Genomic DNA, 26,511 nt, shown 5'->3' with positions numbered 1-26,511 from the left:
CATAGACCTTCACTGACAACCGCCAACTCTGCTGGAGACCCTCGTGCTTGATAGCCACCTGCATCCTCGCCTCAAACCCCTCCTTACCGCTGTCGCCGGCGCGCTTGACCGCCCGGGTATTTCACCAGACAGGCTGACGCTGCTCGGTTTTGCCATCGGCGTGCTGGCTCTGCCATTTCTGGCATTAGGGTGGTATGGCGCGGCGCTGGCGGCCATTCTTCTCAACCGCCTGCTGGACGGCCTGGACGGCGCCCTGGCGCGGCGGCGCGGGCTGAGCGACGCCGGCGGTTTTCTCGATATCTCACTGGATTTTCTCTTCTATGCCCTGGTGCCGTTCGGTTTTATCCTGGCGGATCCGCAAAATAACGCTCTGGCGGGCGGCTGGCTGCTGTTTGCCTTTATCGGCACCGGCAGCAGCTTTCTCGCCTTTGCCGCGCTGGCGGCAAAGCACCAGATCGCCAATCCCGGCTATGCCCATAAATCGCTGCACTACCTCGGGGGGCTGACGGAGGGGACGGAAACCATCCTGCTGTTTGTCCTCAGCTGCCTGTTTCCGGCGCATTTTGCCTGGCTGGCGTGGCTGTTTGGCGCGCTATGCTGGCTGACGACGGCGACGCGTATCGCCAGCGGCTACCAGACCTTAAAGCGGGTGGCGTGAGCGGGAAAGCGCGCGTCGCCGGCTGGTGGCGACGCGCTGGTGGGGGGGGGTTACTGACTGCTTTCCGGGCCGCGCTCGCCGCGGGCGACCGGATTGTGCGGGTTGCTGCTCCATTCGTACCAGCCGCCGTCATAGACAGCGACGTGCGGCCAGCCCATGGCCCGGGCATACATGAAGGTTTCCGAGGCCCGCCAGCCGGTCCCGCAATAGAACGCCACCTGCTGGTTCGGCAGGATGTTCCACTGGCGCCACAGGGCAGCGATATCGTCGGCGCTGCGCATGGTGCCGTCCGGGTTATGGAAGTCTTCCATGTGCGTGGAGTCGCTTCCGGCATGGCCCCAGCGGGCGCCGGCGATATCGCCCTTCGGTTTGATATAGCTGTAGCCGCTGGTGGTGCCGATAAACTCCGGCCACGAGCGGACGCTGACCAGCGAGGCGTCCTGACGGTGGAGCAGGCCGCGGGCCTGCTCGGTATCCAGCATCAGCTGCGGCTGGCCGGGGATCGGCGCGCCAAAATCTGGCGCCGGCTGCGGCGTCGGCGGCATGCCGCGCTCCACCGGCAGACCGGCGTCGGACCAGGTCTGCCAGCCGCCGTCCAGCAGGCGCACGTCTTTGACGCCGGCGTACAGCATGATCTGCGCCACACGCGCCGCGGCGTAAACGTCGCGACCGTAGAGGATCACCGTGGTGTCATGGCGGATGCCGTGCTTCGCCAGCATCGCCTTCAGCTGCGCATCGGACACTTTATTCCACAGCGGTTCGCTCTCCACCTCATTGGTATCGATATAGCCCGCGCCCGGGATATGGCTCAGCAGATAGAGCTTCGGCGCCCCCCAGGCGGCCTCAACTACTTTCCAGTCGCCGGCCGGGGCGGCGGCCACGCTTTTCCCTTGCTGCAGGTCGTGCAACCATTGCGGATAAACCAGCTGTTCAAAGTGCGGCAGCTTTTGCAGACGGTCTCCCTGGCTCAGGGCGTCGCTCAGGGTGTTGAGCCGGGTGAAGCCCGCTTGTTTCAGTCGCGCCGCGACGCTGGCGTTATCCTCAGGACTGCCGTACAGCGCGAGGGGGGTATCGGCCTGGAGCTGGTGCTGCTTAGCCCAGCCGCGGAGCTGCTCGTCGCTCATGGCGCCGAGCCAGCGGGCGGAAAGATTCAGCGCCTGCGGCTCATGCCCTTCCGGGCCGTTGGCGCGCTGCGGCCAGCCGTTGTAATAAGCGCTCAGGCGGGTGTCGATGGCCACGCCGTGCTGCTGTTGCAGGTGGGAAAGAGTGAGCGCTGGCATGGTTTCAGCGGCGAAGGTGGTGGAAGCAGCAAGCCCCATGAACAGGGCGAGTGCGGTCAATTGAGAAACACGTTTCATCGAAATGCCCGACGGTAAAAAGTGGAGGGCGTATTCTCCGCTTGCCAGGCGTTGATTTCTTTGCGGTAACGCAGGTTTGCACGCTATTGCTCTTCATTGCCAGCGCTCCATCGTCAGGCAGCGCCCCGTCGGCGGACAGTCCTCGCGATCGTGGGTCACCAGGATCGCCGGAATGGCCTGGCGGGCCAGTTCCTCAAATACCCAGCGGCGGAACGCGGCGCGCAGGGCGGCATCCAGGCGGTTGAAGGGTTCATCCAGCAGCAGCGCTTCGGGGCGCGCCAGCAGGGCGCGCAGCAGACTCACCCGCGCCCGCTGTCCACCGGAGAGCGTGGCCGGATCGCGCGCGGCGAAGCCATGCAGCCCGGCGCGACTGAGCGCCTGCTCCACCGCGGCTTTTCGCGCCTCGCCGCGCACGCTTTCCGGTAGCGCCAGCTGTAAATTTTGCCCGACGCTGAAATGGTCGAACAGCAACGGGTCCTGAAACAGGATGCCGATGCGCCGGCGCTCCGTGGGCAGCGTATCGCACCGCCGCCCGTTGAGCCACAGCTCGCCCTCGGCGCGGAAGTCGCCGGCCAGGGCGCCAATCATCCACGCAAACAGCGTCGATTTTCCGCTGCCGGAAGGGCCCATCAGCGTCAGCACTTCACCCGGGGCCACCGAAAAGTCGACCTCCCGCAGCAGCGGCTGACGGTTCACGCTCAGGGTCAGATGGTTTACGGTTAGCACTAGCGAAGTCCTCGTCGATAGCGGCCTGCCAGCCAGGCCAGCAGGGCCGTCAGGATAAAGCATACCGCCGGCAGCAGTAATTGCCACAGCGCCTGGGCGGCAAGCGTCTGCGCCTCGCCGCCGCTGCTGAGCGCCACCGCCTGGCTGGTGAGCGTCGGGATACGGCCTGCCCCCAGCCATAGCGTTGGCAGATACTGCGCGATGCTCACCGAGAAGCCCACCGCCAGGGCGGTCAGCAGCGGGCGGGTCAGCGAGGGCAGAGTCAACAGCCAGAAAATACGCGTGGGTCCCCAGCCGAGCGTGCGGGCGATCACCGTCATCCGCGGATCGCGCTGGCGCCAGGCCGGGCGCAAAATAAATAGCATCCACGGCACCACCCACAGCAGATGGCCCCACAGGACGGTCCACCATTCGCCGTCTAGCCAGGCGTACAGCGCCAGCCGGTACTGGCCATCGGCCAGCGGCAGGGCCGGCAGCACCAGCGGCAGCCAGACCCAGCCATCTCCCCGCTTCGGGCCGCAGGCCAGCCACAGCAGGCAGACGGCCGCGCCGAGGGCGCAAGCCATCAGCGCGAGGCCAAGGCTGTTGCCCAGGGCATCCATCTGCGGCGGCGCCGAGCGCGCCAGCCACGCCAGCAATAGCGCGCACAGCAGGCCGCTCAGCGGCAGGGCACTCGCCAGCAGGCGGCCGGGCAGGGCGTGGGGATGGGGATGCCGAATGCCGCGCAGATCGGGCAGACGCCGACGCTGTAGCCGCCATCCGCCCCAGGCGACCAGCGCCAGCCCGCCGAGGATCGCCAGCAGCAGCAGGTTGGCCAGTGCCCCTTTCGCCTGCTGCATGTCATCGCCCTGGCTTAACCACTGCCACGCCAGCACGGCGAGGGTGGGCGGATTGCCGGGCCCCAGCACCAGGGCGACGTCTACCGTCGACAGGCTCCAGGCCGCGGCGGCCAGCAGCACCATGCCGAGGGCGGGCAGCAGCGCAGGCAGCACCAGCCAGCGCAGGCACTGCCAGCGGCCGTAACCGAGGCTCTTTAGCGCTGTCGCCTGGTCGGCGAGGCGCGCCTCCCCCAGCAGGCCGTAGATCACCCACAGCACAAAGGCGCTCTCTTTAAGGGCCATCGTCAGGCCAAGCCCGATGCCGTACCGGTCGACCGGCGGCGTCAAAAACGGCAGCCGCTGCCAGATCCAGCCGCCTTCGGCGAACAGCAGCAGCGCCGCCGTCGCCAGGGCAAGATGGGGCACCGCCAGCAGCAAAGGCAGGCGGGAAGCCAGCCGCCGCCAGCGGGCCGAAGGCCAGAGAGCGGCGACGATGGTCAGGGCGATCAGTAGCGCACCGCCGACGGACAGCAGCGTGGAAACAAGGGTGGCGGCCAGCGCCTGGCCCAGCTGCGGGTCGGCGAACAGCGCCCGCCAGTGGACCGGGGAGAGCGCCGGCCACATCAGCCCTGCGGCGGCGGGGAATAAGGGCAGATAGATGACCGCCATCGTTCCCCAGGCCAGCAGGATCAGTGGGTACCGTAGCGGCGCAGCCATTCCTGCTCCAGCGCGTCAACCCACGCCGCATGTGGCTCGGCAAGCACCGGCGGCAGATCCTGCGGCAGGGTGGCCGCCAGCGCCTGACGCTGTTTGTCAGGCAGACGCTGCGGGTCCAGTACGCTTGGATCGCCCCAGACGGCGGCATCCGCCTTGCGCAATTGCGCCTCAGGGGAAAGCAGGAAATTGGCGACCACTTTGGCCGCGGCGACGGCGCGTGCGTTGGCCGGGATGGTAACGAAATGGACGTTGCCGAGGGTCCCTCCGGTAAAGCCGAAGCTGTAGCTGTCCGCCGGTAACTCCCCGCTGACGGCCTTCTGGCGGGCATGGAGCGGGTTAAACGTCAGCGAGAGGCGGAGGATGCCCTGGTTGAACATGGCGTCCATCCGCGCCGGCGACGCCGGGAAATCCTTACCCGCCCGCCACAGCGTCGGGTGCAGCGCATCGAGATAGCGCCACAGCGGGGCGGTGACCGCCGAGAAGGTCGCCGTCTCCGGCGGCTGGCGCAGGGCGGCAGGCTGGTCGGTGAGGGCGATCAGCAGCTGCTCCAGCAGGGCGGTACCCGTAAAGTCCGGCGGCCGCGGGTAGGTCACGCTGCCGGGATGGGCTCTGGCGAAGGCCAGCAGCGCCTGCGGGCTGGCGGGGGGCTGCGGCGTTTGCCCGCGGCGGGCGATAAACGTCAACTGGGCGCTGCCCCACGGCGACTCCGCGCCCTCGGTGGCGACAGAAAAATCTTCCTGAACCGGTTTTTGCAGATCGACATAGCGCCAGTTGGGCAGCGATTCTGCCCAGCCGGTGAGCAGCAGGTTGGCCTGTTTTAGGGTGTGAAAGTTCTCGCCGTTGATCCACAGGAGATCCACCGACCCGCCGCGGCGACGGCCGGCCTGCGCCTCAGTCTGGATGCGTTTCACCGCGTCGGCGGCATCGGCGATAGGGACAATACGCAGGTCGATCGCGTAGTGGCGTTTGACCTCCTCGCTGACCCACGCCAGATAGCGGTTGACGGCCGGGTCTCCACCCCAGGCGTTAAACCAGACGGTCTGGCCGCGGGCTTCCGTCTGGGTCTGCCGCCAGCTGTCGTCGGCTTGAACCACCAGCGGCCAGAGAAGCAGCAGGCACAGACAGAGGCTGAAATCACGCAAACGGCGCATCGTTACTCCTTATGGTGCGGGGAAGAACCAGGTATCTTGCACAGCCCCTGGGCAGGGATCGCCATCGCGGCATTGAACCGCGCCGATAAATTTTGCAGGCCAATCAGGGCGGTCAGCTCGGTGAGCGCCCGGGCGTCAAAATGCGCGGCCATCGCGCTACGCAGGGCATCATCCACCTCCGGCGGCGTCTGGGTGGCGGCTTCGGCATAGGCCAGCGCCAGACGCTCTTGCTCGCTAAACAGCTTACTGCTGCGCCAGTCGGCGACCGCCAGCAGCTTGTCCTGGCTCCCGCTCCGCGCCGCGAGGGTCATGCTGGTGATATCGATGCAGAATTCGCAGTGGCACAGCTGGGCGATGCGGGCGCTGACCAGCGAGCGCAACACCGGATCCAACGGTGAGCGGCGGCGTTCAATATAGCCCACGAACAGCGAAACCAGGTAAAACAGCCACGGGATCCGTCCCCACCAGCGAATGGGGCTCAGCACCTGGCCGTAATGCCGGCGGTGCAGCCAGGCCTGCGGACGAAGGATCAGGGGGACAGTATCCAGCGGGGGTAAGCTCATGGCGACGATCTCTTATGACGTTCACGGTAAATATTTTTGGCGATGGAGATGACCACCGCCAGGGCCAAAAGCAGCGAAAGGCCGGTGGCCAGCCAGAAAGCGCCTCCGGTCAGCAGGCTCCCGGCCCAGGAATAGACGATGGTCGCCGGCAGCTGGCCCACGCCGGTGGCCAGCATAAAGGGCCAGAAGCGCAGCGAGGTCAGTCCGGCGGCATAGCTGACCGGATCAAAAGGGACAAACGGCAGCAGGCGGCAGACCAGGATCGTCTGCGCGCCATAGCGGGCGAAATAGCCGTCGACGCTGCGCAGCACCGTGCGGCCGGTGAGCTTCTCCACCATCTCGCGCCCCAGCGCTCTGGCGATGCAAAAGCAGAGCCCGGCCCCGACCATGGCGCTGAACCACGACAGCATGCCTCCCCAGAAGGCGCCGAACAGCGCAGCGTTCGCCAGGGTGATCAGGAAGGCCGGCAGCGGGGCGACGATCGCCTGGAGGATCATTAGCGCAAAAGAGACCAGCGCCGCCTGCGTCCCCCAGGCGGCGATAAAGTCTTTAACATGCTGAGGATTCAGCGACGCTAACGCCGTCAGGCTGTGTTGCAGAAAGGCTTGCCCGTCGGGGAACCACAGCCAGGCGGTCAGCCCGGCGACAGCCACCACGGCAAGGGCCAGCCTGGCGCGGCGCAGGTGACGGCGATCAGGTCGGGTCATGGCGCACCTCCTCGCCGGGCGTTGCCACACGGCGGGCGCGGGCAAACCGTTTGCCCATCTGCACCAGGGCAAACAGCAGCCCGCCGGCGAGACTCAACTTGAGCGCGAAAGCGAGGGTCGCTCCTTCGCGGGCCAGTTCGCTGGCCATCACCGAATAGATGACCAGGCCCGGCAGGGTGGTCACGGCGGAGATCAGAGTAAAAGGCCAGAAGGGGAGCGCCGTCAGGCCGTAGGCGTAATTCTGAATGTTGTAGGGAAAGAGCGGCACCAGGCGGGTGAGGATCAGGAAATCGCTGCCGCTGCGGGCGATACCGCGCTCAATGGCCTGGAAGACGGCGGTATGGCCTACATAGCGCTGCAGCAGATCGCGCCCCAGCCAGCGGGCGATCAAAAACGACAACGAAGAGGCGACGGTGGCGGCGGCAAACGAGAGCAGAGAGCCGGTCAGCGGGCCGAAAAGCACCCCGCCGGCGATCACCAGCAGGCTGCCGGGGATCAGGCACAGGGTGGCAATGATAAATAGCGCAACATAGACCAGATAGCCCCAGGCGCCATGATGGCGGAGGGTCTCCTGCAGCAGATGCAGGTGAGTCAGCAGATCGTGAAGACCAACGCGGTGGCTGATAACGGCCAGCGTGGCCGCCAGCGCGAGAAGTACCAGCCCTTTACCAATGGCCGGATGATGGCTTCTTTTTCATGAAGGGGTCTCCTGTACAGCCTGGACGCGGTGGACGTCAAAAAGTGCGCGCGACAGTATCCTGTTCCGACGACGGTCACAATGGTTTACCGTCGCTTTGTTGATTTTGCTCAGGAAATTCTGCCCCCCGCGCGGCGGGAGGCGAGAGAAGGACGTGACTTACGGCCGGAAGGTGGCCCACACCGGCGCGTGGTCGGATGGTTTTTCCATCCCGCGGATCTCATAATCGATCCCGGTCTCCACGCAGCGCTGGGCCAGAGGCTGACTGGCCAGCAGCAGGTCGATGCGCAGCCCACGGTTATCGTCAAAGCCTTTGGAGCGGTAATCAAACCACGAGAAGTGCTCATGATTGTCAGGGTTAGCCTGACGCCAGGTATCCACCAGGCCCCAGCCCAGCAGGCGATCCATCCATTCCCGTTCTTCCGGCAGGAAGGAACATTTGCCGGTGCGCAGCCAGCGTTTGCGGTTCTCTTCACCGATACCGATGTCGAGATCGGTAGGGCTGATGTTCATATCGCCCATGATCAGTACCGGATTCTCTTTGTTGAGCTCGCTCTCCAGGTAGTTCTGCAGATTCTGATAGAACGCCGCTTTGGCCGGGAATTTGGTCTCATGATCGCGGCTTTCACCCTGCGGGAAATAACCGTTAATCACCGTGACGTTACCGAAGGGCGACGGGATCTCCGCCATGATGATGCGGCGCTGAGCCTCTTCGCCATCGTTAGGGAAACCGCGGCGGACGGCAATCGGCGTCTCTTTGGTCAGCAGCGCGACGCCATAATGGCCTTTCTGGCCGTGATAAAAGACGTTATAGCCGAGTCTGGCGACCTCTTCGAGAGGGAACATGTCGTCGTGAACTTTGGTTTCCTGCAGGCCAATCACGTCCGGCTGGTGTTTTTCGACGATGGCGGCCAGTTGGTGTGGGCGGGCGCGCAGGCCGTTGATATTAAAAGAGACGAATTTCATAGTCGCTGCCACTGTGCAAGGTGAATAGTGCAGGGATGGTAGCAGAAATTCGCCAGGCTGGCTGCCATCCGATGCGTCATTCTGCCAATCGCTGCGCATGATCGTGCCGTGGGTGCCCCTTTTGCGGGCACGCCGCGCCAAAAAAGGGCAAATATCTACGATAAATTTCGCAGAAGATCACAATTACAGAATTATATCTTACCGTTGCATAACTTATCTTCTTTAATCACTGTTCATCCCCCTTCATCTGATAGTTATTCACTAAATATGCATTTTATATGAATGGCGTTAGGTTGTAACTCGTTGATATTGCGTTATCTCATCCGGTTTATGCATTTTTATCGCTGGCTGGCACGAACCGTGCAATCTACATTTACAGCGTAATAACTCATATTTATTAACATTATTGCTACTTTTAATTTACCGGAAGAGGTCGATATGTCTCAGTCAATTACGCGTAACCACTTTGATGAATGGATGATGCCGGTCTACGCGCCAGCGGCGTTTATTCCGGTGCGGGGCGCCGGGTCGCGGCTGTGGGATCAGCAGGGCAAAGAGTATATCGATTTTGCCGGCGGTATAGCCGTGAACGCGCTGGGGCATGCGCATCCGCGTCTGGTGCAGGCCCTCACCGAGCAGGCGGGCAAGTTCTGGCATACCGGCAACGGGTATACGAATGAGCCGATCCTGCGGCTGGCCAAAATGCTTATTGATGCCACTTTCGCCGATCGGGTCTTCTTCTGTAACTCCGGGGCCGAGGCTAATGAGGCGGCGCTCAAGCTGGCGCGTAAATATGCCCACGATCGCTTTGGCAGCGAGAAAAGCGGCATCGTCGCCTTTCAGAACGCTTTCCACGGGCGGACGCTGTTCACCGTTTCGGCGGGCGGTCAGCCGGCCTACTCCCGGGATTTTGCTCCGCTGCCGCCGCAGATCCAGCATGCGGTGTTTAACGATCTCGAGTCGGCAAAGGCCTTAATCAATGACCAAACCTGCGCGGTGATCGTCGAGCCGGTGCAGGGTGAAGGGGGCGTGGTGCCGGCCAGCGTCGAGTTTTTACGCGGCCTGCGTCAGCTTTGCGACCAGCACAACGCCCTGCTGATTTTCGATGAAGTGCAGACTGGGGTCGGACGCACCGGCGAGCTGTACGCCTATATGCACTACGGCGTGACGCCCGATGTGCTGACTACCGCCAAAGCGCTGGGCGGCGGCTTCCCCATCGGCGCGCTGCTGGCCACAGAGGCCTGCGCCAGCGTGATGACCGTCGGCACCCACGGCACCACCTACGGCGGCAACCCGCTGGCGGGGGCGGTGGCCGGCGAGCTGCTGTCGATCGTCAACACCCCGGAAGTGCTCTCCGGCGTCAGACAGCGCCATCAGTGGTTTTGCGAACGTCTGCAGGCGATCAACGCCCGCTATGGCCTGTTCAAGGAGATCCGCGGCCTGGGGCTGTTGCTCGGTTGCGTGCTGAACGACGCCTGGGCCGGGAAGGCGAAAGCCCTCAGCAACCTGGCGGCGGAAGAGGGGGTGATGATCTTGATCGCCGGCGCCAACGTGGTGCGTTTCGCTCCGGCGCTGAACGTCAGTGAAGAAGAGGTGAACAGCGGTCTGGATCGCGTCGAGCGGGCCTGCTCGCGTTTCCTGGCGGGAGTCTCATCATGATGGTTATTCGACCGGTGGAGCCGGGCGATCTGCCCGGGCTGCTGAAGCTGGCAGCGGAGACCGGCGGCGGGCTGACCTCGCTGCCGGTGGATGAAGCGACCCTCGCGGCGCGGATCGCCCGCTCGCAGCAAACCTGGCGCGGCGAGCTGCCGAAAAGCGAGCAGGGCTATGTCTTTGTGCTGGAGGAGAGCGAGAGCGGCACGGTGGTGGGCATCTGCGCGATAGAGGTGGCGGTGGGCCTCAACGATCCCTGGTACAACTACCGGGTCGGCACTCAGGTCCATGCCTCGAAGGAGCTTAACGTCTACCAGGCGCTGCCGACGCTGTTTCTCAGCAACGACCACACCGGCAGCAGTGAGCTGTGCACCCTGTTCCTCGACCCGCAGTGGCGCAAAGAGGGCAATGGCTATCTGCTGTCGAAATCGCGCTTCTTATTTATGGCCGCTTTTCGCGAGCGCTTCAATGAGAAGGTGGTCGCCGAGATGCGCGGGGTGATTGACGAGCACGGCTATTCCCCGTTCTGGGAGAGCCTGGGCAAACGCTTTTTCGCCATGGAGTTTTCCCGCGCCGACTACCTGTGCGGCACCGGACAAAAGGCTTTCATTGCCGCCCTGATGCCCAAGCATCCGCTGTATATCGATTTCCTCACCCCCGAGGCGCAGGCGGTGATCGGCAAGGTCCATCCGCAGACCGCCCCGGCCCGGACGGTGCTGGAGAAAGAGGGATTCCGCTACCTGAACTACATCGATATTTTCGACGGAGGCCCGACCCTGGAGTGCGATATCGACCGGGTGCGGGCGATCCGCAAAAGCCGTCTGGTGACCACCGAGGCCGGCGAAACGCCACCCGGCGACTGGCCGTTGTGCCTGGTGGCGAACGAACAGTATCACCAGTTCCGCGCCCTGCTGGTGCATGCCGACCCGGATGGCGACACCCTGATCCTCAGCGCCCGCGAGCTGGATATGCTGAAGTGTCATGCTGGCGACCAGGTGCGCATGGTGCGCTTGATCCCTGAGGAGAAAACCGCATGAGTCTGTGGATTAACGGTGAATGGCGGCCCGGCGATGGGCCGCGCTTCAGCAAACAGGATCCGGTCAACCTGAAGATTGTCTGGCAGGGCGAGGCGGCGGATGCCGGGCAGGTTGCCGAGGCGGTCGCGGCTGCCCGCCAGGCGTTCCCGGCCTGGGCGCGGCTGCCGTTTGCCGACCGCCAGGCCATCGTCGAAAAGTTTGCCAGCCTGCTGGAGGCCAGCAAGGCGGAGCTGACGGCGATTATCGGCGCCGAGACCGGAAAGCCGCGCTGGGAGGCGGCCGGGGAAGTGACGGCGATGATCAACAAGGTGGCGATCTCGGTGAAGGCGTATCACACCCGCACTGGTGAACAGCACAGCGATCTGCCCGATGGCGCCGCGACGCTGCGTCACCGGCCGCATGGCGTGCTGGCGGTCTTTGGTCCCTATAACTTTCCGGGCCATCTGCCGAACGGGCATATCGTGCCGGCGTTGCTGGCGGGCAATACCGTGGTCTTTAAACCCAGCGAATTAACCCCGCACAGCGGCGAAGCGGTGGTGAAGCTGTGGGAGCAAGCTGGCCTGCCCGCCGGCGTGCTCAACCTGCTGCAGGGCGGACGGGAAACCGGCGAGGCGCTCAGCGGCCAGGCGGACATCGACGGGCTGCTATTTACCGGCAGCTCGACCACCGGTTTTCATCTGCATCGCCAGCTGGCCGGGCAGCCGCAAAAGATCCTCGCGCTGGAGATGGGCGGCAATAATCCGCTGATCGTTGACGACCCACGGGACGTCGATGCCGCGGTGCATCTGACCATCCAGTCCGCCTTTATTACCGCCGGCCAGCGCTGCACCTGCGCCCGACGTCTGCTGGTCCGGCGCGGAGAGGCGGGGGATGCCTTCCTCTCCAGGCTGGTGACGGTCAGCCAACGGCTGATCCCCGCGGCGTGGGACGCTGAGCCGCAGCCGTTTCTCGGCGGGCTTATCTCTGAACAGGCCGCGCAGAAAGTGCATCAGGCCTGGCTGCAGCGGGTCGCTGCTGGCGCGGTCACCCTGCTGGAGCCGCGGTTATTGCAGGCCGGGACGTCGCTGCTGACGCCGGGGATTGTCAACATGAGCGACATGGCCCAGGTCGAGGATGAAGAGGTGTTCGGCCCGCTGCTTGGGGTCTGGCGCTACGATACTTTCGAAGAGGCGATTGCCCTGGCCAACGCCACCCGCTTCGGCCTCTCCTGCGGGTTAATCTCCCCGGAACGAGAGAAGTTCGATCGGCTGCTGCTTGAGGCACGGGCCGGGATAGTCAACTGGAACAAACCCCTGACCGGGGCGGCGAGTACCGCGCCGTTCGGCGGCACCGGAGCCTCAGGCAATCATCGCCCCGGGGCCTGGTATGCCGCAGATTATTGCGCCTGGCCGATGGCCAGTCTCGAATCGCCGACCCTGACGCTGCCCGCCAGTCTCAATCCGGGGCTCGACTTCCGGGCCGGGGAGGCGTTATGACCGCCCGCGAAGTCAACTTTGATGGTCTGCCCGGACTGACCCATCACTATGCAGGGCTCTCCTTTGGCAATGAGGCCTCCACCCGGCACCGCTATCGGGTGTCGAACCCGCAGCTGGCGGCGAAGCAGGGGCTGAAAAAAATGAAAGCCCTTGCCGACGCCGGCTATCCGCAGGCGGTGATCCCCCCTCAGGAACGACCCAACGTGTCGCTCCTGCGTCAGCTGGGCTTTAGCGGCAGCGATGAGCAGGTGGTGGCCCGTGCGGCCCAGCAGGATCCGGATCTGCTGTCGGCGGTGAGTTCGGCCTCGGCGATGTGGGTGGCGAACGCCGCGACGGTTTGTCCCTCCGCCGATTCGCTGGATGGCCTGGTGCATCTGACGGTGGCGAATCTGCAGGATAAATTACACCGCGCCAGTGAAGCCTCCACCACCGGAGCGCTGCTGCAGGCGATATTCCCGGACCGCACGCGATTTGCCATCCACCCGGCGCTGCCTGCCTCTGCCTGGTTTGGCGACGAAGGGGCGGCGAACCATAACCGTCTCGGCGGCGAATTTGGCGCCCCCGGCGTCCAGCTATTTGTCTATGGCCGCCGTCGGGGAAGCGAGGAGGCGCCGCGTCGTTATCCGGCGCGGCAAACCCTTGAGGCAAGCCAGGCGGTGGCGCGCCTCAATCAGGTCAATCCCCGCCAGCTGATCTTCGCCCGCCAGCATCCGGCGGCGATCGATAAGGGGGTTTTTCATAACGACGTCATCGCGGTGAGCAACCGTCAGGTCCTGTTCTGCCATGAGCAGGCCTTTGCCGACCAGGACGCGGTTTTGCAGCAGCTTGCGCAGCAGGTGCCGGGCTTTACCCCGTTGGTGGTTCCCGCCAGCCGGGTCACGGTGGAAGAGGCGGTTGCTACCTATCTGTTCAACAGTCAGCTGTTGAGCCGGGCGGACGGCAGCATGGCGCTGATCCTGCCCCAGGAAGCCCAGGCGCATCCGCGCGTGTGGAACTATCTTAATGAGCTGCTGGCCGCAGATAACCCCATCGCCGCGCTGCAGGTGTTTGATCTGCGCGAGAGTATGGCCAACGGCGGCGGTCCGGCGTGCCTGCGCCTGCGGGTGGTGTTGACGTCCGAGGAGTATCAGGCGGTCAATCCGCACGTCCTGATGAACGATACGCTGTTTGCCACCCTCAATGACTGGGTGGATCGCTACTATCGCGACCGCCTCACCCAGGCCGACCTCGCCGACCCACAGCTGCTGCGGGAAGGGCGCGATGCGCTGGATCGGTTGACCCAGATCCTGCAGCTCGGTTCGGTTTATCCATTTCAGCAATAAGGGGGCGCGGTGGAACACTTTCTGGCATTAACCCTGGCGGGGCGATTGCCCCATCACTTTCACGGCGAGACGGCCCATTTCCGCTGGCACTGGCTCGGCGAGGGGATCCTCGAGCTGACGCCGCATGCGCGCTGCGAGCGCGGGCTGGTGCTTTCCTGCGCCATCCATGGCAACGAAACGGCGCCGGTGGAGATTGTCGACCGGCTGGTGCAGCGGCTGGTCCGGGAGGCTCTCCCCCTGCGCTGGCGGCTGCTGGTGATCGTCGGTAACCCGCCGGCGCTGCGGGCGAATAAACGCTATCTGCACAGCGATATGAACCGGATGTTTGGCGAGCGCTGGCGGCAGTTCCCGGCCAGCGAGGAGACGCAGCGGGCGCAGCGGCTGGAGCAGGCGGTGGCCCGTTTCTATCGCGACCATGATGGTCCGCGCTGGCACCTCGATCTGCATACCGCGATCCGCGGGTCGCTGCATCCGCGCTTCGGCGTGCTCCCGGCCCGCGATACGCCCTGGGAGGAGGATTTTCTTCACTGGTTGGGCGGCGCCGGGCTGGAGGCGCTGGTATTTCATCGCCAGCCGGGCGGGACCTTCACCCATTTCAGCTGCGAACGGTTCGCGGCGCTGGCCTGCACTCTTGAACTGGGTAAAGCGCTGCCGTTGGGGGAAAACGATCTAACGCAGTTTGCCGCCGCCGAGGGGGCTATCTCCCGGTTGCTGGTGGGGGATCTGGCCATTGCCGACGCCCCGGCGCCGCTGCGCTACCGGGTGGTGCAGCAGATCACCCGCCATAGCGATGATTTCCGCTTGCATATGGCGGAACAGACGCTGAACTTCACCCCCTTCGCCCCAGGCACGCTGCTGGCGGAGGAGGGGGAGACGCGGTATGTGGTGGGGGCAGAGCCGGAGTATGTTCTGTTTCCCAATCCGGCGGTGGCCAGGGGGCTGCGCGCTGGCCTGATGCTGGAAAAATTATCCTGAGGGCAAGCCGTCCGCCGGGCGGCCTGCTTTATTTCGCGCGTGGTTATTCATCTTCTTATTTTTTCGTGCGCCAGTGTAAATTTGCAGATTATTCCTGGTAAAATGCTTTGTTTTTAATCGTCGCTCCTTTATACTCTCCATAATTCCTGTGCAAAACAGCAAGTTATTTATTTTTTATTGCAATTCTTCGTTCAAATTCCTTATTTCCTCCATAATTGGTGAGAAACTGTTTTTTACACTTTCATTGTTTTACTCTTGCTCTGACTAATTGACGATAAACGTCGTAAAGTTAATCTCGTCAACACGGCAACGCGCCGTAAGAATAACGTAAAGTAAGGATTGAATGATGAAGAAACTCACTGCACTGTTTGTTGCCTCTACTCTGGCTCTGGGCGCGGCTAACCTGGCACACGCCGCCGATACCACCACCGCGCCGAGCGACAGCAAGCCGATGATGATGCATCATAAAGGCGGCCCGGGTCAGCATGACATGATGTTTAAAGGGCTGAACCTGACCGATGCGCAGAAGCAGCAGATCCGCGACATCATGAAGAGCCAGCGCGAAAACATGAAGCGTCCGTCCCTTGACGAACGTCGCGCGATGCACGAGCTGATCGCCAGCGATACCTTCGACAAGGCGAAAGCGGAAGCGCAGATCGATAAGATGGAAGCGCAGCACAAAGCGATGGCGCTGTCCCGCCTGGAAACGCAGAACAAGATCTACAACATTCTGACCCCAGACCAGAAAAAACAGTTCAATGCCAATTTTGAGAAGCATCTGACAGAACGCAACGCACCGGCAGGTAAAATGCCTGCACCCGCTGAATAATGTAGCGCACTGAATCAAGACCGCCGGTCTTGCCCAATAATGCCATCAGGCGTTGGGCAGGGCCGGCGGTTTTTTCTTTCTGGTCTTTCAGCCAAGCGGATGCAACGGGTAGTTGCCGCTGAGCAGAGGCTTACAGAGGATTTTGTAACCATCCTGGTCGAATCCGGCGGGCAGGCGGGTCAGCGCAGCGGCCTCTTTGAGCGAGTCGACGGCTCCCAGCCACAGCCAGTTATGAATGACATGATACTGCGTCATATCCGGGCCGCGCTCCTCCAGCGCCACCGGTCCTGCCCACGGCCAGCACACCAGCTGCAGCTTGCTCATCTGCGCCAGCAGACGCTGACGGTGCGCCTCCACGCTCTCCTTTCCACAGCAGGCGCCGGCGCAGCGGCCCAGTGCGGATCGAAAGCAGGCGCGGCCGCGGCTGAGCGGCTCCAGACCGAGCAGGCCGTAACAGAGGCGCTGTTCGTCAGCAAGGCTCTGCAGCATCTGCAGCGCCGCCCGCCGGTTGGCGAACAGACCATAGAGATGCTGCTGGTGCGAGAAATCAACCTCGCGGGCATAGACAATCTGCGGCCGGTCGTCCGCAAGCAGCCAGGCGCAGAGTTGCTTGTTACGCCGTAGCCGCTTGTTAAACAGCGGCTGCTGCTCTTTAATCAACCGCGCCTCCAGCAGCAGCGCTCCCAGCTCGCCAGCGGTGCGCTGCCAGGTGATACGCCGGGACTGACGCAGCATCGCCGCCTCTTCAGGGGTGCGCAGGTGGGAGAGCACCCGGCTGCGGAGGTTGACGCTCTTGCCGATATAGAGCGGCATCGTGTCGCTATCGCCGTGAAACTGATAGACGCCCGGCAGCTTCGGCAGCGCCTCCAGCCACGGGCGAAGGTGTTCGGGATATTCATAGATCGCCGCCGCCTCAAACTCCAGACGCGGGGCAGATTGCTTTCTGGCCACAATAACTCCTGATACTGTCTATCTATCCAGTATAGCAGGCGGTTTTTGCGGCGAAAAGCGCAAAAAACAACCCCGGCGCGGGCCGGGGCGGGGGAGGGACTATTTTTTCCAGAAATCGTCAAATACGGTGATCGGTGGCCGACGCTTGTGTTCGGTTTTCAGATAGCAGCCTTCGATCGTTTTGGCGATGCTGGGGTCCAGCGTTTTGCCTTCCAGATAGTCGTCGATATTCTCATAGGTCACCCCCAGCGCCACTTCATCCGGTAGGGAGGGGCGATCGTCTTCCAGATCGGCGGTCGGCAGCTTCTTATACAGATGTTCCGGGCAGCCGAGATGGGCCAGCAGCTGTTTGCCCTGACGTTTGTTCAGGCGGAAGATCGGGTTGATGTCGGTGCCGCCGTCGCCATATTTAGTGAAGAAGCCGGTAATCGCTTCCGCCGCATGGTCGGTGCCGACCACCACCCCTTTGGTCATCCCGGCGATGCTGTACTGGGCTTTCATGCGCTCACGGGCTTTTTCGTTGCCGCGAACGAAGTCGCTCAGTTCGATCCCCGCTTCGCGCAGCGCCTGTTCGCTTGCCAGTACCGAGGCTTTGATATTCACCGTCAACACGCGGTCAGGCTGAATAAAGGCGATGGCATCCTGGCAGTCCTGCTCATCCGCCTGCACGCCGTAGGGTAAACGGACGGCGATAAACTGCAGGCTGCTGTCGCCCGTTTCGGCGCGCAGTTCATTGATCGCCATCTGGCACAGTTTCCCCGTCAGGGTCGAGTCCTGGCCGCCGCTGATACCCAGCACCAGCGATTTAATAAAAGGGTAAGTCTGCAGATAGGATTTCAGGAAATCGACGCTGCGGCGGATCTCGCCTGCGGCATCAATCTGCGGCTTCGCGCCCAGCGCCTGAATAATCTCTTGTTGTAGCGTCATCGCGCCCTCCGAAAGTGAATCTGTTTGGCAACCTGTTGGCTTAAAGCTACCTCTTTGCCGCTGAAACGACAAGGACCGAGGTTTTGACTGCCGGAAAAGAAGGCAATCAATGACATAGGATTTCATTATAGATGCCCGCGCGCAGGAGAAAGCGCCGGTCGTCGGCGGAGCGTCAATCCTGTTTACGCAATAACACAATCAGACATGATTTCGCTGTTCGGCTTGAAAAATAACACTATTTATTCCAGGCTTATCGTTACACAGTGGAAGAGAGGAACCAAAATGAACAAAAGCTTAGCAGGAATACTGGGCGTCACCGTCGCGTTAACCTTACTCGCGGGCTGTACCGCTTACGATCGTACCAAAGACCAGTTTACCCAGCCGGTGGTGAAAGATGTGAAGAAAGGAATGTCGCGTGAGCAGGTGATGCAGATCGCTGGCAAACCTTCAACGGAAGTGACGATGGTCCATGCCCGCGGCACCTGCCAGACCTATATCCTCGGTCAACGAGATGGTAAAGTGGAGACCTACTTTGTGGCCCTCGACGAAACGGGGCACGTGATGAACTCCGGCTACCAGACCTGCGCTGAGTATGATACGGATCCGCGCAACGCTAAGTAAGCGCCCTACTGTTGACTGAGTTGTACGTAAGCCCGACCACTGGTCGGGCTTTTTTGTGAGTCCTGATGCTTATTTAATTGCGCGAATTATTTGGGTGAAAATGTGAGGGTAGTCAAAACCGGAGGTCAATGAGAGACAATTCTGTTCAACAGGGAATTATCACGACGGCTCAGCTTGCCGTATACTCAACCCATAAACAGAATTAACCGGATGTTACCAGTCTTACCGGCTCTCAGCGGTTACTGAAGGCCCTGGTCTCACACATTGAGGAAGCGTTCATGGAAAAGAAACACATTTATCTGTTCTGCTCGGCAGGCATGTCCACGTCACTGCTGGTCTCCAAAATGCGGGCGCAGGCGGAAAAATACGAAGTCCCGGTCATTATTGAAGCCTATCCTGAAACTCTCGCGGGTGAAAAGGGACCGGAAGCCGACGTTGTATTATTAGGGCCACAAATTGCGTATATGTTACCGGAAATTCAGCGCCTGCTGCCAAATAAACCGGTAGAAGTCATCGATTCTCTTCTGTATGGCAAGGTGGATGGTTTAGGGGTATTGAAAGCCGCCGTCGCGGCCATTAAGAAAGCTGCAGCACAATAATTTTAAATTTTAAAACTCGATGTATTTTGACGCCTGGCGGCATTCTGTTGCCGGCCGTCAAAAAATAAAGAGTTTATTTTCCCGTCAAAGAGTAATTTCATACATCATCGCCGTAATAGTTTATTGCGGCTTTTAAGGGTATTGACTATGAGTAAAGTGATCGACTCGCTTGAAAAGGTACTCCTTCCTTTTGCAGTGAAAATAGGAAAGCAGCCGCATATTAATGCGATTAAAAATGGATTTATTAAACTCATGCCGTTGACCCTCGCCGGGGCCATGTTTGTATTAATTAACAACGTTTTTCTGAGCTTCGGCGAAGGCTCTTTCTTTTACTCCATGGGCATTCGCCTGGATGCCTCTACCATTGAAACCTTAAACGGTTTTAAGGCTATCGGCGGCAACGTCTATAACGGCACCCTCGGCATTATGTCGCTGATGGCGCCATTCTTTATCGGCTCCGCGCTGGCGGAAGAACGCAAAGTCGACCCGATGGCCGCTGGCCTGCTGGCGGTAGCGGCCTTCATGACCGTGACCCCATACAGCGTGGGCGAAGCCTATGCCGTCGGCGCCAACTGGCTGGGCGGGCAGAACATCATCTCTGGTATGATTATCGGTCTGGTCGTCGCGGAACTGTTCACCTTCGTGATCCGTCGCAACTGGGTGATCAGACTGCCGGACAGCGTGCCGGGATCGGTATCGCGCTCTTTCTCTGCGCTGATCCCTGGCTTCTTGATCCTCTCCATCTTCGGCATTATCTCGTGGGCCCTGTCGAGCTACGGCAGCAACTTCCATCAGATCATCATGGACTCCATCTCCACGCCGCTGGCGGCGATGGGCAGCGTGGTCGGCTGGGCATACGTCATCTTTAACTCCCTGCTGTGGTTCTTCGGGGTGCACGGTTCGCTGGCGCTGACCGCGCTGGATAACGGCATCATGACGCCGTGGGCGCTGGAAAACATCGCCCTGTACAACCAGTACGGATCGGTTGATGCGGCGATCGAAGCGGGTAAACAGTTCCACTTCTGGGCCAAGCCGATGCTCGACTCCTACATCCTGCTGGGTGGCTCCGGGGCGACGCTGGGTCTGATTATCGCCATCTTTATCGCTTCCCGCCGCGCTGACCATCGTCAGGTCGCGAAGCTGGCGCTGCCGTCAGGCATCTTCCAGATTAACGAACCGATTCTTTTTGGCCTGCCGATCATCATGAACCCGGTGATGTTCATCCCGTTCGTGCTGGTCCAGCCGATTCTGGCGGCCATTACTCTCGCCGCCTACAGCCTGGGGATTATCCCACCGGTGACCAACCTGGCGCCGTGGACCATGCCAACTGGCCTGGGGGCGTTCTTTAACAGTAACGGCAGTGTCGCCGCTCTGCTGGTCGCCCTGTTCAACCTTGGCGTCTCCACCCTGGTCTACCTGCCGTTTGTGGTGCTGTCGAATAAAGCGCAGACCGTTATCGAGCAGGAAGAGAGCGAAGAAGACATCGCCAACGCACTAAAATTCTGATACCGCGCGGTACGGGCAACGTCCCGTACCGCCTGAGAAATGAGGGAAATATTATGTTTGATCTGGACAACATCGACGCGGTAGAGACCCCGGAAAACGACCTCGAAGAGGTGGTGATGGGGCTGATTATCAACTCCGGCCAAGCGCGTAGTCTGGCCTATGCCGCGCTGAAGCAGGCCAAGCAGGGGGATTTTGCCGCGGCGAAAACGATGATGGAGCAGTCGCGTCAGGCGCTGAGCGAGGCGCATCGGGTGCAGACCCAGCTTATCGAAAGCGACGAGGGCGAGGGGAAAATGAAGGTCAGCCTGGTGCTGGTGCATGCTCAGGATCACCTGATGACCTCCATGCTGGCCCGCGAGCTGGTAGCGGAATTGATTGAGCTGCACGAGAAGGTACAATAGGCCATCGCGACGATGAGGCAGCCCAGGATGATGACCACCGAGATCAGTACCGCCAGAGAACAGCAGTTGTTCAACGGGAAGAACTTTCATGTGGTCATCTATAACAAAACGGAAAGCGTGAGCGGGCTCCACCAGCATGATTACTACGAATTTACCGTCGTATTAACCGGGCGCTATTACCAGGAGATCAATGGCAAACGGGTGCTGCTGGAGCGCGGGGATTTTGTCTTTATCCCGATGGGTTCGCACCACCAGAGCTTCTATGAATTTGGTGCGACGCGCATCCTTAACGTCGGCATCAGCAGGCGCTTCTTTGAGAAACATTATCTGCCGCTGCTGCCGTTTGGCCTGGTGGCGTCGCAGGTCTACGCCGTGCAGAGCGCTTTTCTCGGCTACATTGAGTCGGTCATCGCCTCACTCAATTTTCGCGAAACGGAATTTGACGAATTTATCGAGCTGGTCTCCTTTTATGTCATTAACCGTTTACGTCACTATCGCGAAGAGCCGGTTGCAGACGTCGTCCCGCAATGGTTAAAAAATACCGTTGAGGCTATGCACGATAAATTGGAGTTTGGCGAGAGCGCCCTCGAGAATATGGTTCGGCTATCGGGAAAAACGCAGGAATATTTAACCCGGGCGACCCAGCGCTATTATGGTAAAACGCCGATGCAGATAATTAACGATATCCGTATCAATTTTGCCAAAAAGCAGCTGGAAATTACCAACTATTCGGTGACGGATATTGCCTATGAATCAGGGTACAGCAGCCCGAGCCTGTTTATTAAAACCTTTAAAAAGCTGACCTCGTTTACACCGAGTAGTTATCGCAAACATTTGACCAGTATTAATTAAGCCCAGGCGGTATTAGCCGCCAGGCTTACACCATAACTAATTTAAGTTAACTGTCCGCATATATGCGGAGAGCGGCCTGCGTCTACACGCAGCGTCTAAGGGAGAAAAAGATGAGCCAGAAATTAAAAGTCGTCACCATTGGCGGCGGTAGCAGCTATACCCCGGAATTACTGGAAGGTTTCCTGAAACGTTATCATGAACTGCCGGTGACAGAGCTGTGGCTGGTGGATGTGGAAGAGGGCCAGGAGAAGCTCGATATTATCCATGCGCTGTGCGAGCGGATGGTGGAAAAAGCCGGCGTGCCGATGAAGGTTTATAAAACGCTGGACCGCCGCGAGGCGCTGCAGGGCGCTGATTTCGTCACTACCCAGCTGCGCGTGGGCCAGCTGAAGGCGCGGGAAAAAGATGAGCGCATCCCGCTGAGCCACGGTTATCTTGGCCAGGAGACCAACGGGGCGGGCGGGCTGTTTAAGGGGCTGCGCACCATCCCGGTGATTTTCGACATCGTGAAAGATGTGCAGGAGATCTGCCCGGACGCGTGGATCATCAACTTCACCAACCCGGCGGGCATGGTCACCGAGGCGGTCTATCGTCACACCAGTTTCAAACGCTTTATCGGGGTGTGCAACATTCCCATCGGCATGAAGATGTTCATCACCGACGTGCTGCAGCTCAGCCCGAGCGATGAGCTGCACATCGACCTGTTCGGTCTGAACCACCTGGTGTTCGTCCGCGACGTGCTGGTTAACGGCGTCTCGCGCTTCGATGAACTGCTGGACGGCGTCGCCTCCGGCCGCCTGACCGCGAACTCGGTAAAAAATATCTTCGACCTGCCGTTCAGCGAAGGGCTGATCCGCTCCCTGCGCCTGATCCCATGCTCCTATCTGCTCTATTACTTTAAGCCAAAAGAGATGCTGGCGATTGAGATGGGCGAGTACTATAAGGGCGGCGCGCGCGCCCAGGTGGTGCAGAAAGTGGAGAAGCAGCTGTTTGAGCTGTATAAAAATCCGGATCTCAAGGTCAAGCCGAAGGAGCTGGAGCAGCGCGGGGGCGCCTATTACTCCGATGCCGCTTGCGAAGTGATCAACGCTATCTATAACGATAAGCAGACTGAGCACTATGTGAATATCCCGCATCATGGCCATATCGATAATATCCCGGCGGACTGGGCGGTCGAGATGAGCTGCACCTTAGGTCGCGATGGCGCGAAGCCGACGCCGCGCATCACCCATTTCGACGAGAAGGTGCTGGGGCTTATCTACACCATCAAAGGGTTTGAAGTGGCGGCCAGCCAGGCGGCGATCAGCGGTGAGCTGAACGACGTGCTGCTGGCGCTGAACTTAAGCCCGCTGATCCATTCCGATCGTGACGCCGAGCAGCTGGCGCGGGAGATGATTTTGGCCCATGAAAAATGGCTGCCGAACTTTGCGGTGACGATCGAAAAACTGAAAGCGTAACGGGAGCGGGTAATGGAACGCGTATTGATCGTCAATGCTGACGACTTCGGCCTCAGTAAAGGGCAGAACTACGGCATTATCGAGGCCTGCCGCAACGGCGTGGTGACATCGACTACGGCGCTGGTCAACGGCGCGGCTATTGACCACGCCGCCCAGCTGAGCCGCAGTACGCCGGAGCTGGCGGTCGGGATGCACTTTGTGCTGACGCTGGGCGAACCGCTGTCGGCCATGCCGGGGTTAACCCGCGACGGCCGGCTGGGCAAATGGATCTGGCAGCAGGCGGAAGAAGATAACCTGCCGCTGGAGGAGATTGCCCATGAGCTGGCGTGTCAGTACCGTCGTTTTATCGAACTCTTCGGTCATGAGCCGACGCATCTCGACAGTCATCACCATGTGCATATGATCGCTCCGATCTACCCCATCGTCGCGGCTTTTGCCCGCGACAAGGGCATCGCGTTGCGTATCGATCGCCAGGTAGCGGCGCAGAGCGGTCTCGATCCGCAGGCGGCGCGCAGCAGCGCAGGCTTCAGCAGCGAGTTTTACGGGGAAGCCGTCTCTGAGGCGCTGTTCCTGCAGACGCTGGACGCCTCAATCGCCCGCGAGGAGCGCTCTCTGGAGGTGATGTGTCATCCGGCCTTTGTCGACCAGACCATCATGGGCAGCGCCTACTGCTACCCGCGGCTGGGCGAGCTTGATGTGCTGACGTCCGCCTCGCTGAAAGCGGCCGTGGCCGACCGGGGTTATCGCCTGGGAACCTACCGCGACGTGTAAACCCGACGGGGAAAGGAAAGTGAGTCAAGCCCGGCACACCGTGCCGGGCTTTTTGCTACGCCGGTATAGCGGCGATTTTCGGGCTTCTCGACCACACCCGGTGGGCCGTCATCAGGGCGAGCAGTTTATCTGCCGCCGGGGTGTCGAGAGCATCGGTGACGATGACGCCCTCTTCGCCCTGGGCCGGGACCTGCAGAACCGACGTTAACCGCCGCGCATCGCCTGCCAGCAGGATCGGCTTCAGATGCTTATAGGCCTCCAGCAGGTAGTAGCGCGCGTCGCCGCTCTGGCTCAGGGCGCTGAGATCGCCGCCGGGCACCACCACGGCATCCACCGTCAGCGACGGGGAGCCGGCGAAGGTGCCGGCGATCGGCAGGGGAGAGCCATCGTCGGCGACGACTTCCCCCATCCGCGAATAGAGCAGTTTACTGTGCACGCCCCGGGCCTGTAGCGCCTGCAGGAGATGGACCAGATCCTGCGCCGAGGTACGCTCATTGAGCAGCACCGCCACCACACGACCTTTCACATCCCCTTCGGCATCCGCGTAGAGGCTGAGGGTGGGATCTTTCTCCACGCCGTTGACCGGGGAGGGCAGAGTGAGGCTGCGCTGCTCATCGTTCAGTTCGATACCTAAATTCGCCCCGACCGCTTCCGCCAGCCGGGTATCAATATGGGCCAGGTGATCGACCACCCGCTCGCGGATCCAGGTGCGGACCACTTTGCTAAGCTCGAAGCTGAAGCCATCGATAATATGCTGCTGCTCAATCGGCGTCTGGCTCAGCCAGAACAGACGCGGCTGGGCGTAATATTCGCCGAATGACGGGCTGCGCTGACGGATCTTCTCGCCGTCGACGCGCTCGGCGAGGGACTCAAAACCGCCGCGTTTGGCGGCTGGCGGCGTCTCGCGCGGCCAGTTATCGTTGATCGAGTTGGGTTCGTAGTTGGCCGGGTTGGTGTCAATCTCCATCCGGTGCATACCGTCGCGCTGGAAGTTGTGGTACGGGCAGGTCGGCCGGTTGATCGGGATTTCATGGAAATTCGGTCCGCCGAGGCGGCTTATCTGGGTATCGGTGTAGGAGAAGAGGCGCCCCTGCAGCAGCGGATCGTTGCTGAAATCGATGCCCGGGACGATATGCCCTGGATGGAAGGCCGCCTGTTCGTTTTCGGCAAAGAAGTTGTCCGGGTTGCGATTGAGGACCATTTTGCCGACCCGTTGCACCGGCACCAGCGCCTCGGGGATCAGCTTGGTGGGATCTAACAGGTCGAAGTCAAAATCAAATTCATTCTCTTCGGGGATCAACTGCAGGCCGAGCTCAAATTCCGGGTAGTCCCCGGCTTCAATGGCCTCCCACAGGTCGCGGCGATGAAAATCGGGGTCACGGCCGGTCAGCTTCTGCGCTTCATCCCATACCAGCGACGCCTTGCCGGCGACCGGTTTCCAGTGGAAGCGAACAAAGGTGGCTTTGCCCTCGGCATTGATCAGGCGGAAGGTGTGGATGCCAAAGCCTTCCATGGTGCGATAGCTGCGCGGGATGCCGCGATCGGACATCGCCCACATCACGTTGTGCAGCGTTTCCGGCTGCAGGGAAACATAGTCCCAGAACGTATCGTGAGCGCTTTGTCCCTGGGGAATGGCCCAGTGGGGCTCAGGCTTCACGGCGTGGACAAAGTCGGGAAACTTCAGCGCGTCCTGGATAAAGAAGACCGGGGTATTGTTGCCAACGAGGTCAAAAATCCCCTCATCGGTGTAAAACTTGGTGGCGAAGCCGCGAATATCGCGAACGGTGTCCGCCGACCCCGCGCCGCCCTGCACGGTGGAGAAGCGCACAAAGACCGGGGTGATTTTATCGGCTGCCGAGAGAAAATCGGCTTTGGTCAAGGCTGTCAGGCTTTTGTAGGGCTGGAAGTAGCCGTGGGCCGCTGAGCCGCGGGCATGAACGATACGCTCCGGAATTCGCTCGTGGTCGAAGTGGGTGATCTTCTCCCGCAGAATGAAATCTTCCAGCAGCGTTGGGCCGCGGGTACCGGCGCGCAGCGAGTTCTGATCGTCGGCAATGCGCACGCCCTGGTTAGTGGTCAGCGGATAGTCTTCTCCGCCTTTGCGCTGTGGCTCCAGGGTATCGAGTTTTTTGCTGTGGGTATCAGGCGCTTTCAGGCTGCCAGGGGCGGTTGGTTCAGCGCCAGGGGCGGTGGGTTTCGGCGTGGGGCGCCACTCCCGGTCATCCGGTGCCAGCGAGTCGAGACCCGGCTGCGCTTCCTCGCTGCCGTGGACCGGTGCCTGCTGGTGGTGAGGGTTTGGGTGCTTATCAGACATTGCTCGTCTCCTGCTTTCATTGCTAAAAGTGGTCGTTGATAAACCAAAACCCTTCTAACTATAGAACATTACGCTGCCTGCGCCCGGCGAGGGGGCAGGGAGTTATCCTAAAATGCGCATCGGCGGCAGGGGGGCGACGAACGGGGCCACGATCGGCTATGATAGAGGTTTCTGTTTCCCGCTTTGCTTAGTGAATCCATTTGTTATGAAACCATTGCGCCAACAAAATCGCCCTGTCATTAGCTACGTGCCGCGCGTGGAGCCTGCGCCCCCGGAACATGCCGTGAAAATGGACCATTTTCGCGATGTCTGGATTTTGCGCGGGAAGTATGTCGCCTTTCTGCTGATGGGAGAGCATTTTCGCCGTTCACCGGCGTTCAGCGTGCCGGAGTCGGCGCAGCGCTGGGCTAACCAGGTGCGTCAGGAAGGAGAGATTGAAGCCTGAGTCTGCTGCAGAAAT

General features: G+C 61.0%; 28 protein-coding genes. 17 read left to right on the top strand and 11 right to left on the bottom strand.

The genetic code is table 11. From position 1 onward, the window contains the following. Positions 1–43 precede the first annotated feature (43 nt). Positions 44–658 (top strand): CDP-alcohol phosphatidyltransferase family protein, encoded by a 615-nt coding sequence (locus tag ACQUTI_RS08075; RefSeq protein WP_254465560.1) that lies wholly within the window; start codon positions 44–46, stop codon positions 656–658. A 50-nt stretch (positions 659–708) separates the two neighbouring features. Here ACQUTI_RS08075 and ACQUTI_RS08070 read toward each other — a convergent pair whose 3' ends face one another. From ACQUTI_RS08070 to ACQUTI_RS08040, 7 genes are all read right to left on the bottom strand, one after another. Further along, entirely contained in the window at positions 709–2,016 is a 1,308-nt protein-coding gene (locus ACQUTI_RS08070) for a sulfurtransferase (RefSeq protein ID WP_004203802.1), read from the bottom strand. A gap of 93 nt (positions 2,017–2,109) precedes the next feature. After that, positions 2,110–2,742, bottom strand: a complete 633-nt coding sequence (locus ACQUTI_RS08065; protein WP_254465561.1) for an ATP-binding cassette domain-containing protein — start codon at positions 2,740–2,742, stop codon at positions 2,110–2,112. Continuing rightward, positions 2,742–4,277 (bottom strand): ABC transporter permease subunit, encoded by a 1,536-nt coding sequence (locus tag ACQUTI_RS08060; protein ID WP_254465562.1) that lies wholly within the window; start codon positions 4,275–4,277, stop codon positions 2,742–2,744. The genes ACQUTI_RS08065 and ACQUTI_RS08060 overlap by 1 nt, the downstream gene beginning before the upstream one ends. Then, entirely contained in the window at positions 4,250–5,428 is a 1,179-nt protein-coding gene (locus tag ACQUTI_RS08055; RefSeq protein ID WP_138100173.1) for an ABC transporter substrate-binding protein, read from the bottom strand. The genes ACQUTI_RS08060 and ACQUTI_RS08055 overlap by 28 nt, the downstream gene beginning before the upstream one ends. Positions 5,429–5,430: 2 nt before the next feature. Next, entirely contained in the window at positions 5,431–5,991 is a 561-nt protein-coding gene (locus ACQUTI_RS08050) for a carboxymuconolactone decarboxylase family protein (RefSeq protein WP_122543450.1), read from the bottom strand. Further along, a complete protein-coding gene (locus tag ACQUTI_RS08045) occupies positions 5,988–6,698 on the bottom strand; it encodes a TVP38/TMEM64 family protein (RefSeq protein ID WP_122543452.1) in 711 nt (236 codons plus the stop codon). Before ACQUTI_RS08045 ends, ACQUTI_RS08050 begins: the two co-directional genes overlap by 4 nt. Beyond that, entirely contained in the window at positions 6,685–7,323 is a 639-nt protein-coding gene (locus ACQUTI_RS08040; RefSeq protein WP_227544985.1) for a TVP38/TMEM64 family protein, read from the bottom strand. Before ACQUTI_RS08040 ends, ACQUTI_RS08045 begins: the two co-directional genes overlap by 14 nt. Here ACQUTI_RS08040 and ACQUTI_RS08035 point away from each other — a divergent pair. Beyond that, complete coding sequence (locus ACQUTI_RS08035) at positions 7,255–7,398, top strand: hypothetical protein (RefSeq protein WP_017898588.1); 144 nt, start codon at positions 7,255–7,257, stop codon at positions 7,396–7,398. The two genes, ACQUTI_RS08040 and ACQUTI_RS08035, sit on opposite strands and share 69 nt — an antisense overlap. A gap of 156 nt (positions 7,399–7,554) precedes the next feature. Here ACQUTI_RS08035 and xthA read toward each other — a convergent pair whose 3' ends face one another. After that, complete coding sequence (gene xthA / locus ACQUTI_RS08030; protein WP_004203811.1) at positions 7,555–8,361, bottom strand: exodeoxyribonuclease III; 807 nt, start codon at positions 8,359–8,361, stop codon at positions 7,555–7,557. A 438-nt stretch (positions 8,362–8,799) separates the two neighbouring features. Between xthA and astC the strand changes: the two genes are divergently transcribed. From astC to spy, 6 genes are all read left to right on the top strand, one after another. Beyond that, positions 8,800–10,020 (top strand): succinylornithine/acetylornithine transaminase, encoded by a 1,221-nt coding sequence (gene astC / locus ACQUTI_RS08025; protein ID WP_032455857.1) that lies wholly within the window; start codon positions 8,800–8,802, stop codon positions 10,018–10,020. Beyond that, positions 10,017–11,051 carry an arginine N-succinyltransferase gene (gene astA / locus ACQUTI_RS08020; protein WP_122543456.1) on the top strand — a complete coding sequence of 345 codons (1,035 nt, stop codon included), beginning with the start codon at positions 10,017–10,019 and terminating at the stop codon, positions 11,049–11,051. The genes astC and astA overlap by 4 nt, the downstream gene beginning before the upstream one ends. Continuing rightward, positions 11,048–12,526, top strand: a complete 1,479-nt coding sequence (astD, locus tag ACQUTI_RS08015) for a succinylglutamate-semialdehyde dehydrogenase (protein ID WP_017898661.1) — start codon at positions 11,048–11,050, stop codon at positions 12,524–12,526. The genes astA and astD overlap by 4 nt, the downstream gene beginning before the upstream one ends. Further along, positions 12,523–13,848, top strand: a complete 1,326-nt coding sequence (astB, locus tag ACQUTI_RS08010; protein ID WP_122543458.1) for an N-succinylarginine dihydrolase — start codon at positions 12,523–12,525, stop codon at positions 13,846–13,848. Before astD ends, astB begins: the two co-directional genes overlap by 4 nt. A 9-nt stretch (positions 13,849–13,857) precedes the next feature. Beyond that, complete coding sequence (gene astE / locus ACQUTI_RS08005) at positions 13,858–14,823, top strand: succinylglutamate desuccinylase (protein ID WP_004203816.1); 966 nt, start codon at positions 13,858–13,860, stop codon at positions 14,821–14,823. Positions 14,824–15,166: 343 nt separating this feature from the next. Next, positions 15,167–15,652 carry an ATP-independent periplasmic protein-refolding chaperone Spy gene (gene spy, locus ACQUTI_RS08000; RefSeq protein ID WP_165455290.1) on the top strand — a complete coding sequence of 162 codons (486 nt, stop codon included), beginning with the start codon at positions 15,167–15,169 and terminating at the stop codon, positions 15,650–15,652. 87 nt (positions 15,653–15,739) lie between these two features. Here spy and cho read toward each other — a convergent pair whose 3' ends face one another. Together cho and nadE are read right to left on the bottom strand one after the other, a co-directional pair. After that, positions 15,740–16,603, bottom strand: a complete 864-nt coding sequence (gene cho / locus ACQUTI_RS07995) for an excinuclease Cho (RefSeq protein WP_004203820.1) — start codon at positions 16,601–16,603, stop codon at positions 15,740–15,742. A 99-nt stretch (positions 16,604–16,702) separates the two neighbouring features. Next, entirely contained in the window at positions 16,703–17,530 is an 828-nt protein-coding gene (nadE, locus tag ACQUTI_RS07990) for an ammonia-dependent NAD(+) synthetase (RefSeq protein WP_122543460.1), read from the bottom strand. Positions 17,531–17,812: 282 nt separating this feature from the next. Between nadE and osmE the strand changes: the two genes are divergently transcribed. The 8 genes from osmE (at position 17,813) to chbG (ending at position 23,737) form a co-directional block, all read left to right on the top strand. Then, entirely contained in the window at positions 17,813–18,151 is a 339-nt protein-coding gene (gene osmE, locus ACQUTI_RS07985; RefSeq protein ID WP_023289302.1) for an osmotically-inducible lipoprotein OsmE, read from the top strand. 278 nt (positions 18,152–18,429) lie between these two features. After that, complete coding sequence (chbB, locus tag ACQUTI_RS07980) at positions 18,430–18,750, top strand: PTS N,N'-diacetylchitobiose transporter subunit IIB (RefSeq protein ID WP_002901547.1); 321 nt, start codon at positions 18,430–18,432, stop codon at positions 18,748–18,750. Positions 18,751–18,769: 19 nt separating this feature from the next. Then, positions 18,770–18,886: a hypothetical protein gene (locus ACQUTI_RS07975; RefSeq protein WP_032425961.1), complete on the top strand. Its 117-nt coding sequence runs from the start codon at positions 18,770–18,772 to the stop codon at positions 18,884–18,886. Between the two features lie 11 nt (positions 18,887–18,897). Continuing rightward, positions 18,898–20,256: a PTS N,N'-diacetylchitobiose transporter subunit IIC gene (gene chbC, locus ACQUTI_RS07970; protein WP_004203823.1), complete on the top strand. Its 1,359-nt coding sequence runs from the start codon at positions 18,898–18,900 to the stop codon at positions 20,254–20,256. A 53-nt stretch (positions 20,257–20,309) separates the two neighbouring features. Beyond that, entirely contained in the window at positions 20,310–20,657 is a 348-nt protein-coding gene (gene chbA / locus ACQUTI_RS07965; protein WP_004203824.1) for a PTS N,N'-diacetylchitobiose transporter subunit IIA, read from the top strand. A 27-nt stretch (positions 20,658–20,684) separates the two neighbouring features. Further along, positions 20,685–21,509 carry a transcriptional regulator ChbR gene (chbR, locus tag ACQUTI_RS07960; protein ID WP_004203825.1) on the top strand — a complete coding sequence of 275 codons (825 nt, stop codon included), beginning with the start codon at positions 20,685–20,687 and terminating at the stop codon, positions 21,507–21,509. Positions 21,510–21,619: 110 nt separating this feature from the next. After that, positions 21,620–22,966, top strand: coding sequence for a 6-phospho-beta-glucosidase (locus ACQUTI_RS07955; RefSeq protein ID WP_043521257.1), 1,347 nt, complete (start codon positions 21,620–21,622; stop codon positions 22,964–22,966). Positions 22,967–22,978: 12 nt separating this feature from the next. Then, positions 22,979–23,737 carry a chitin disaccharide deacetylase gene (gene chbG / locus ACQUTI_RS07950; protein WP_043521254.1) on the top strand — a complete coding sequence of 253 codons (759 nt, stop codon included), beginning with the start codon at positions 22,979–22,981 and terminating at the stop codon, positions 23,735–23,737. Positions 23,738–23,792: 55 nt separating this feature from the next. Here the strand turns inward: chbG and katE are convergent, their stop codons facing one another. Beyond that, positions 23,793–26,051 carry a catalase HPII gene (gene katE, locus ACQUTI_RS07945; protein WP_428923236.1) on the bottom strand — a complete coding sequence of 753 codons (2,259 nt, stop codon included), beginning with the start codon at positions 26,049–26,051 and terminating at the stop codon, positions 23,793–23,795. A gap of 190 nt (positions 26,052–26,241) precedes the next feature. Between katE and cedA the strand changes: the two genes are divergently transcribed. After that, complete coding sequence (gene cedA / locus ACQUTI_RS07940) at positions 26,242–26,496, top strand: cell division activator CedA (protein ID WP_008807754.1); 255 nt, start codon at positions 26,242–26,244, stop codon at positions 26,494–26,496. The last annotated feature ends 15 nt before the right edge of the window (positions 26,497–26,511 follow it).

It is taken from the genome of Klebsiella sp. 7-CIP_Kleb. (assembly GCF_050378655.1).
GTDB classification, from domain to species: domain Bacteria; phylum Pseudomonadota; class Gammaproteobacteria; order Enterobacterales; family Enterobacteriaceae; genus Klebsiella; species Klebsiella quasipneumoniae.
Note: the sequence above shows the minus strand (reverse complement) of the source record. Positions and strands in the feature narration are given on the sequence as shown.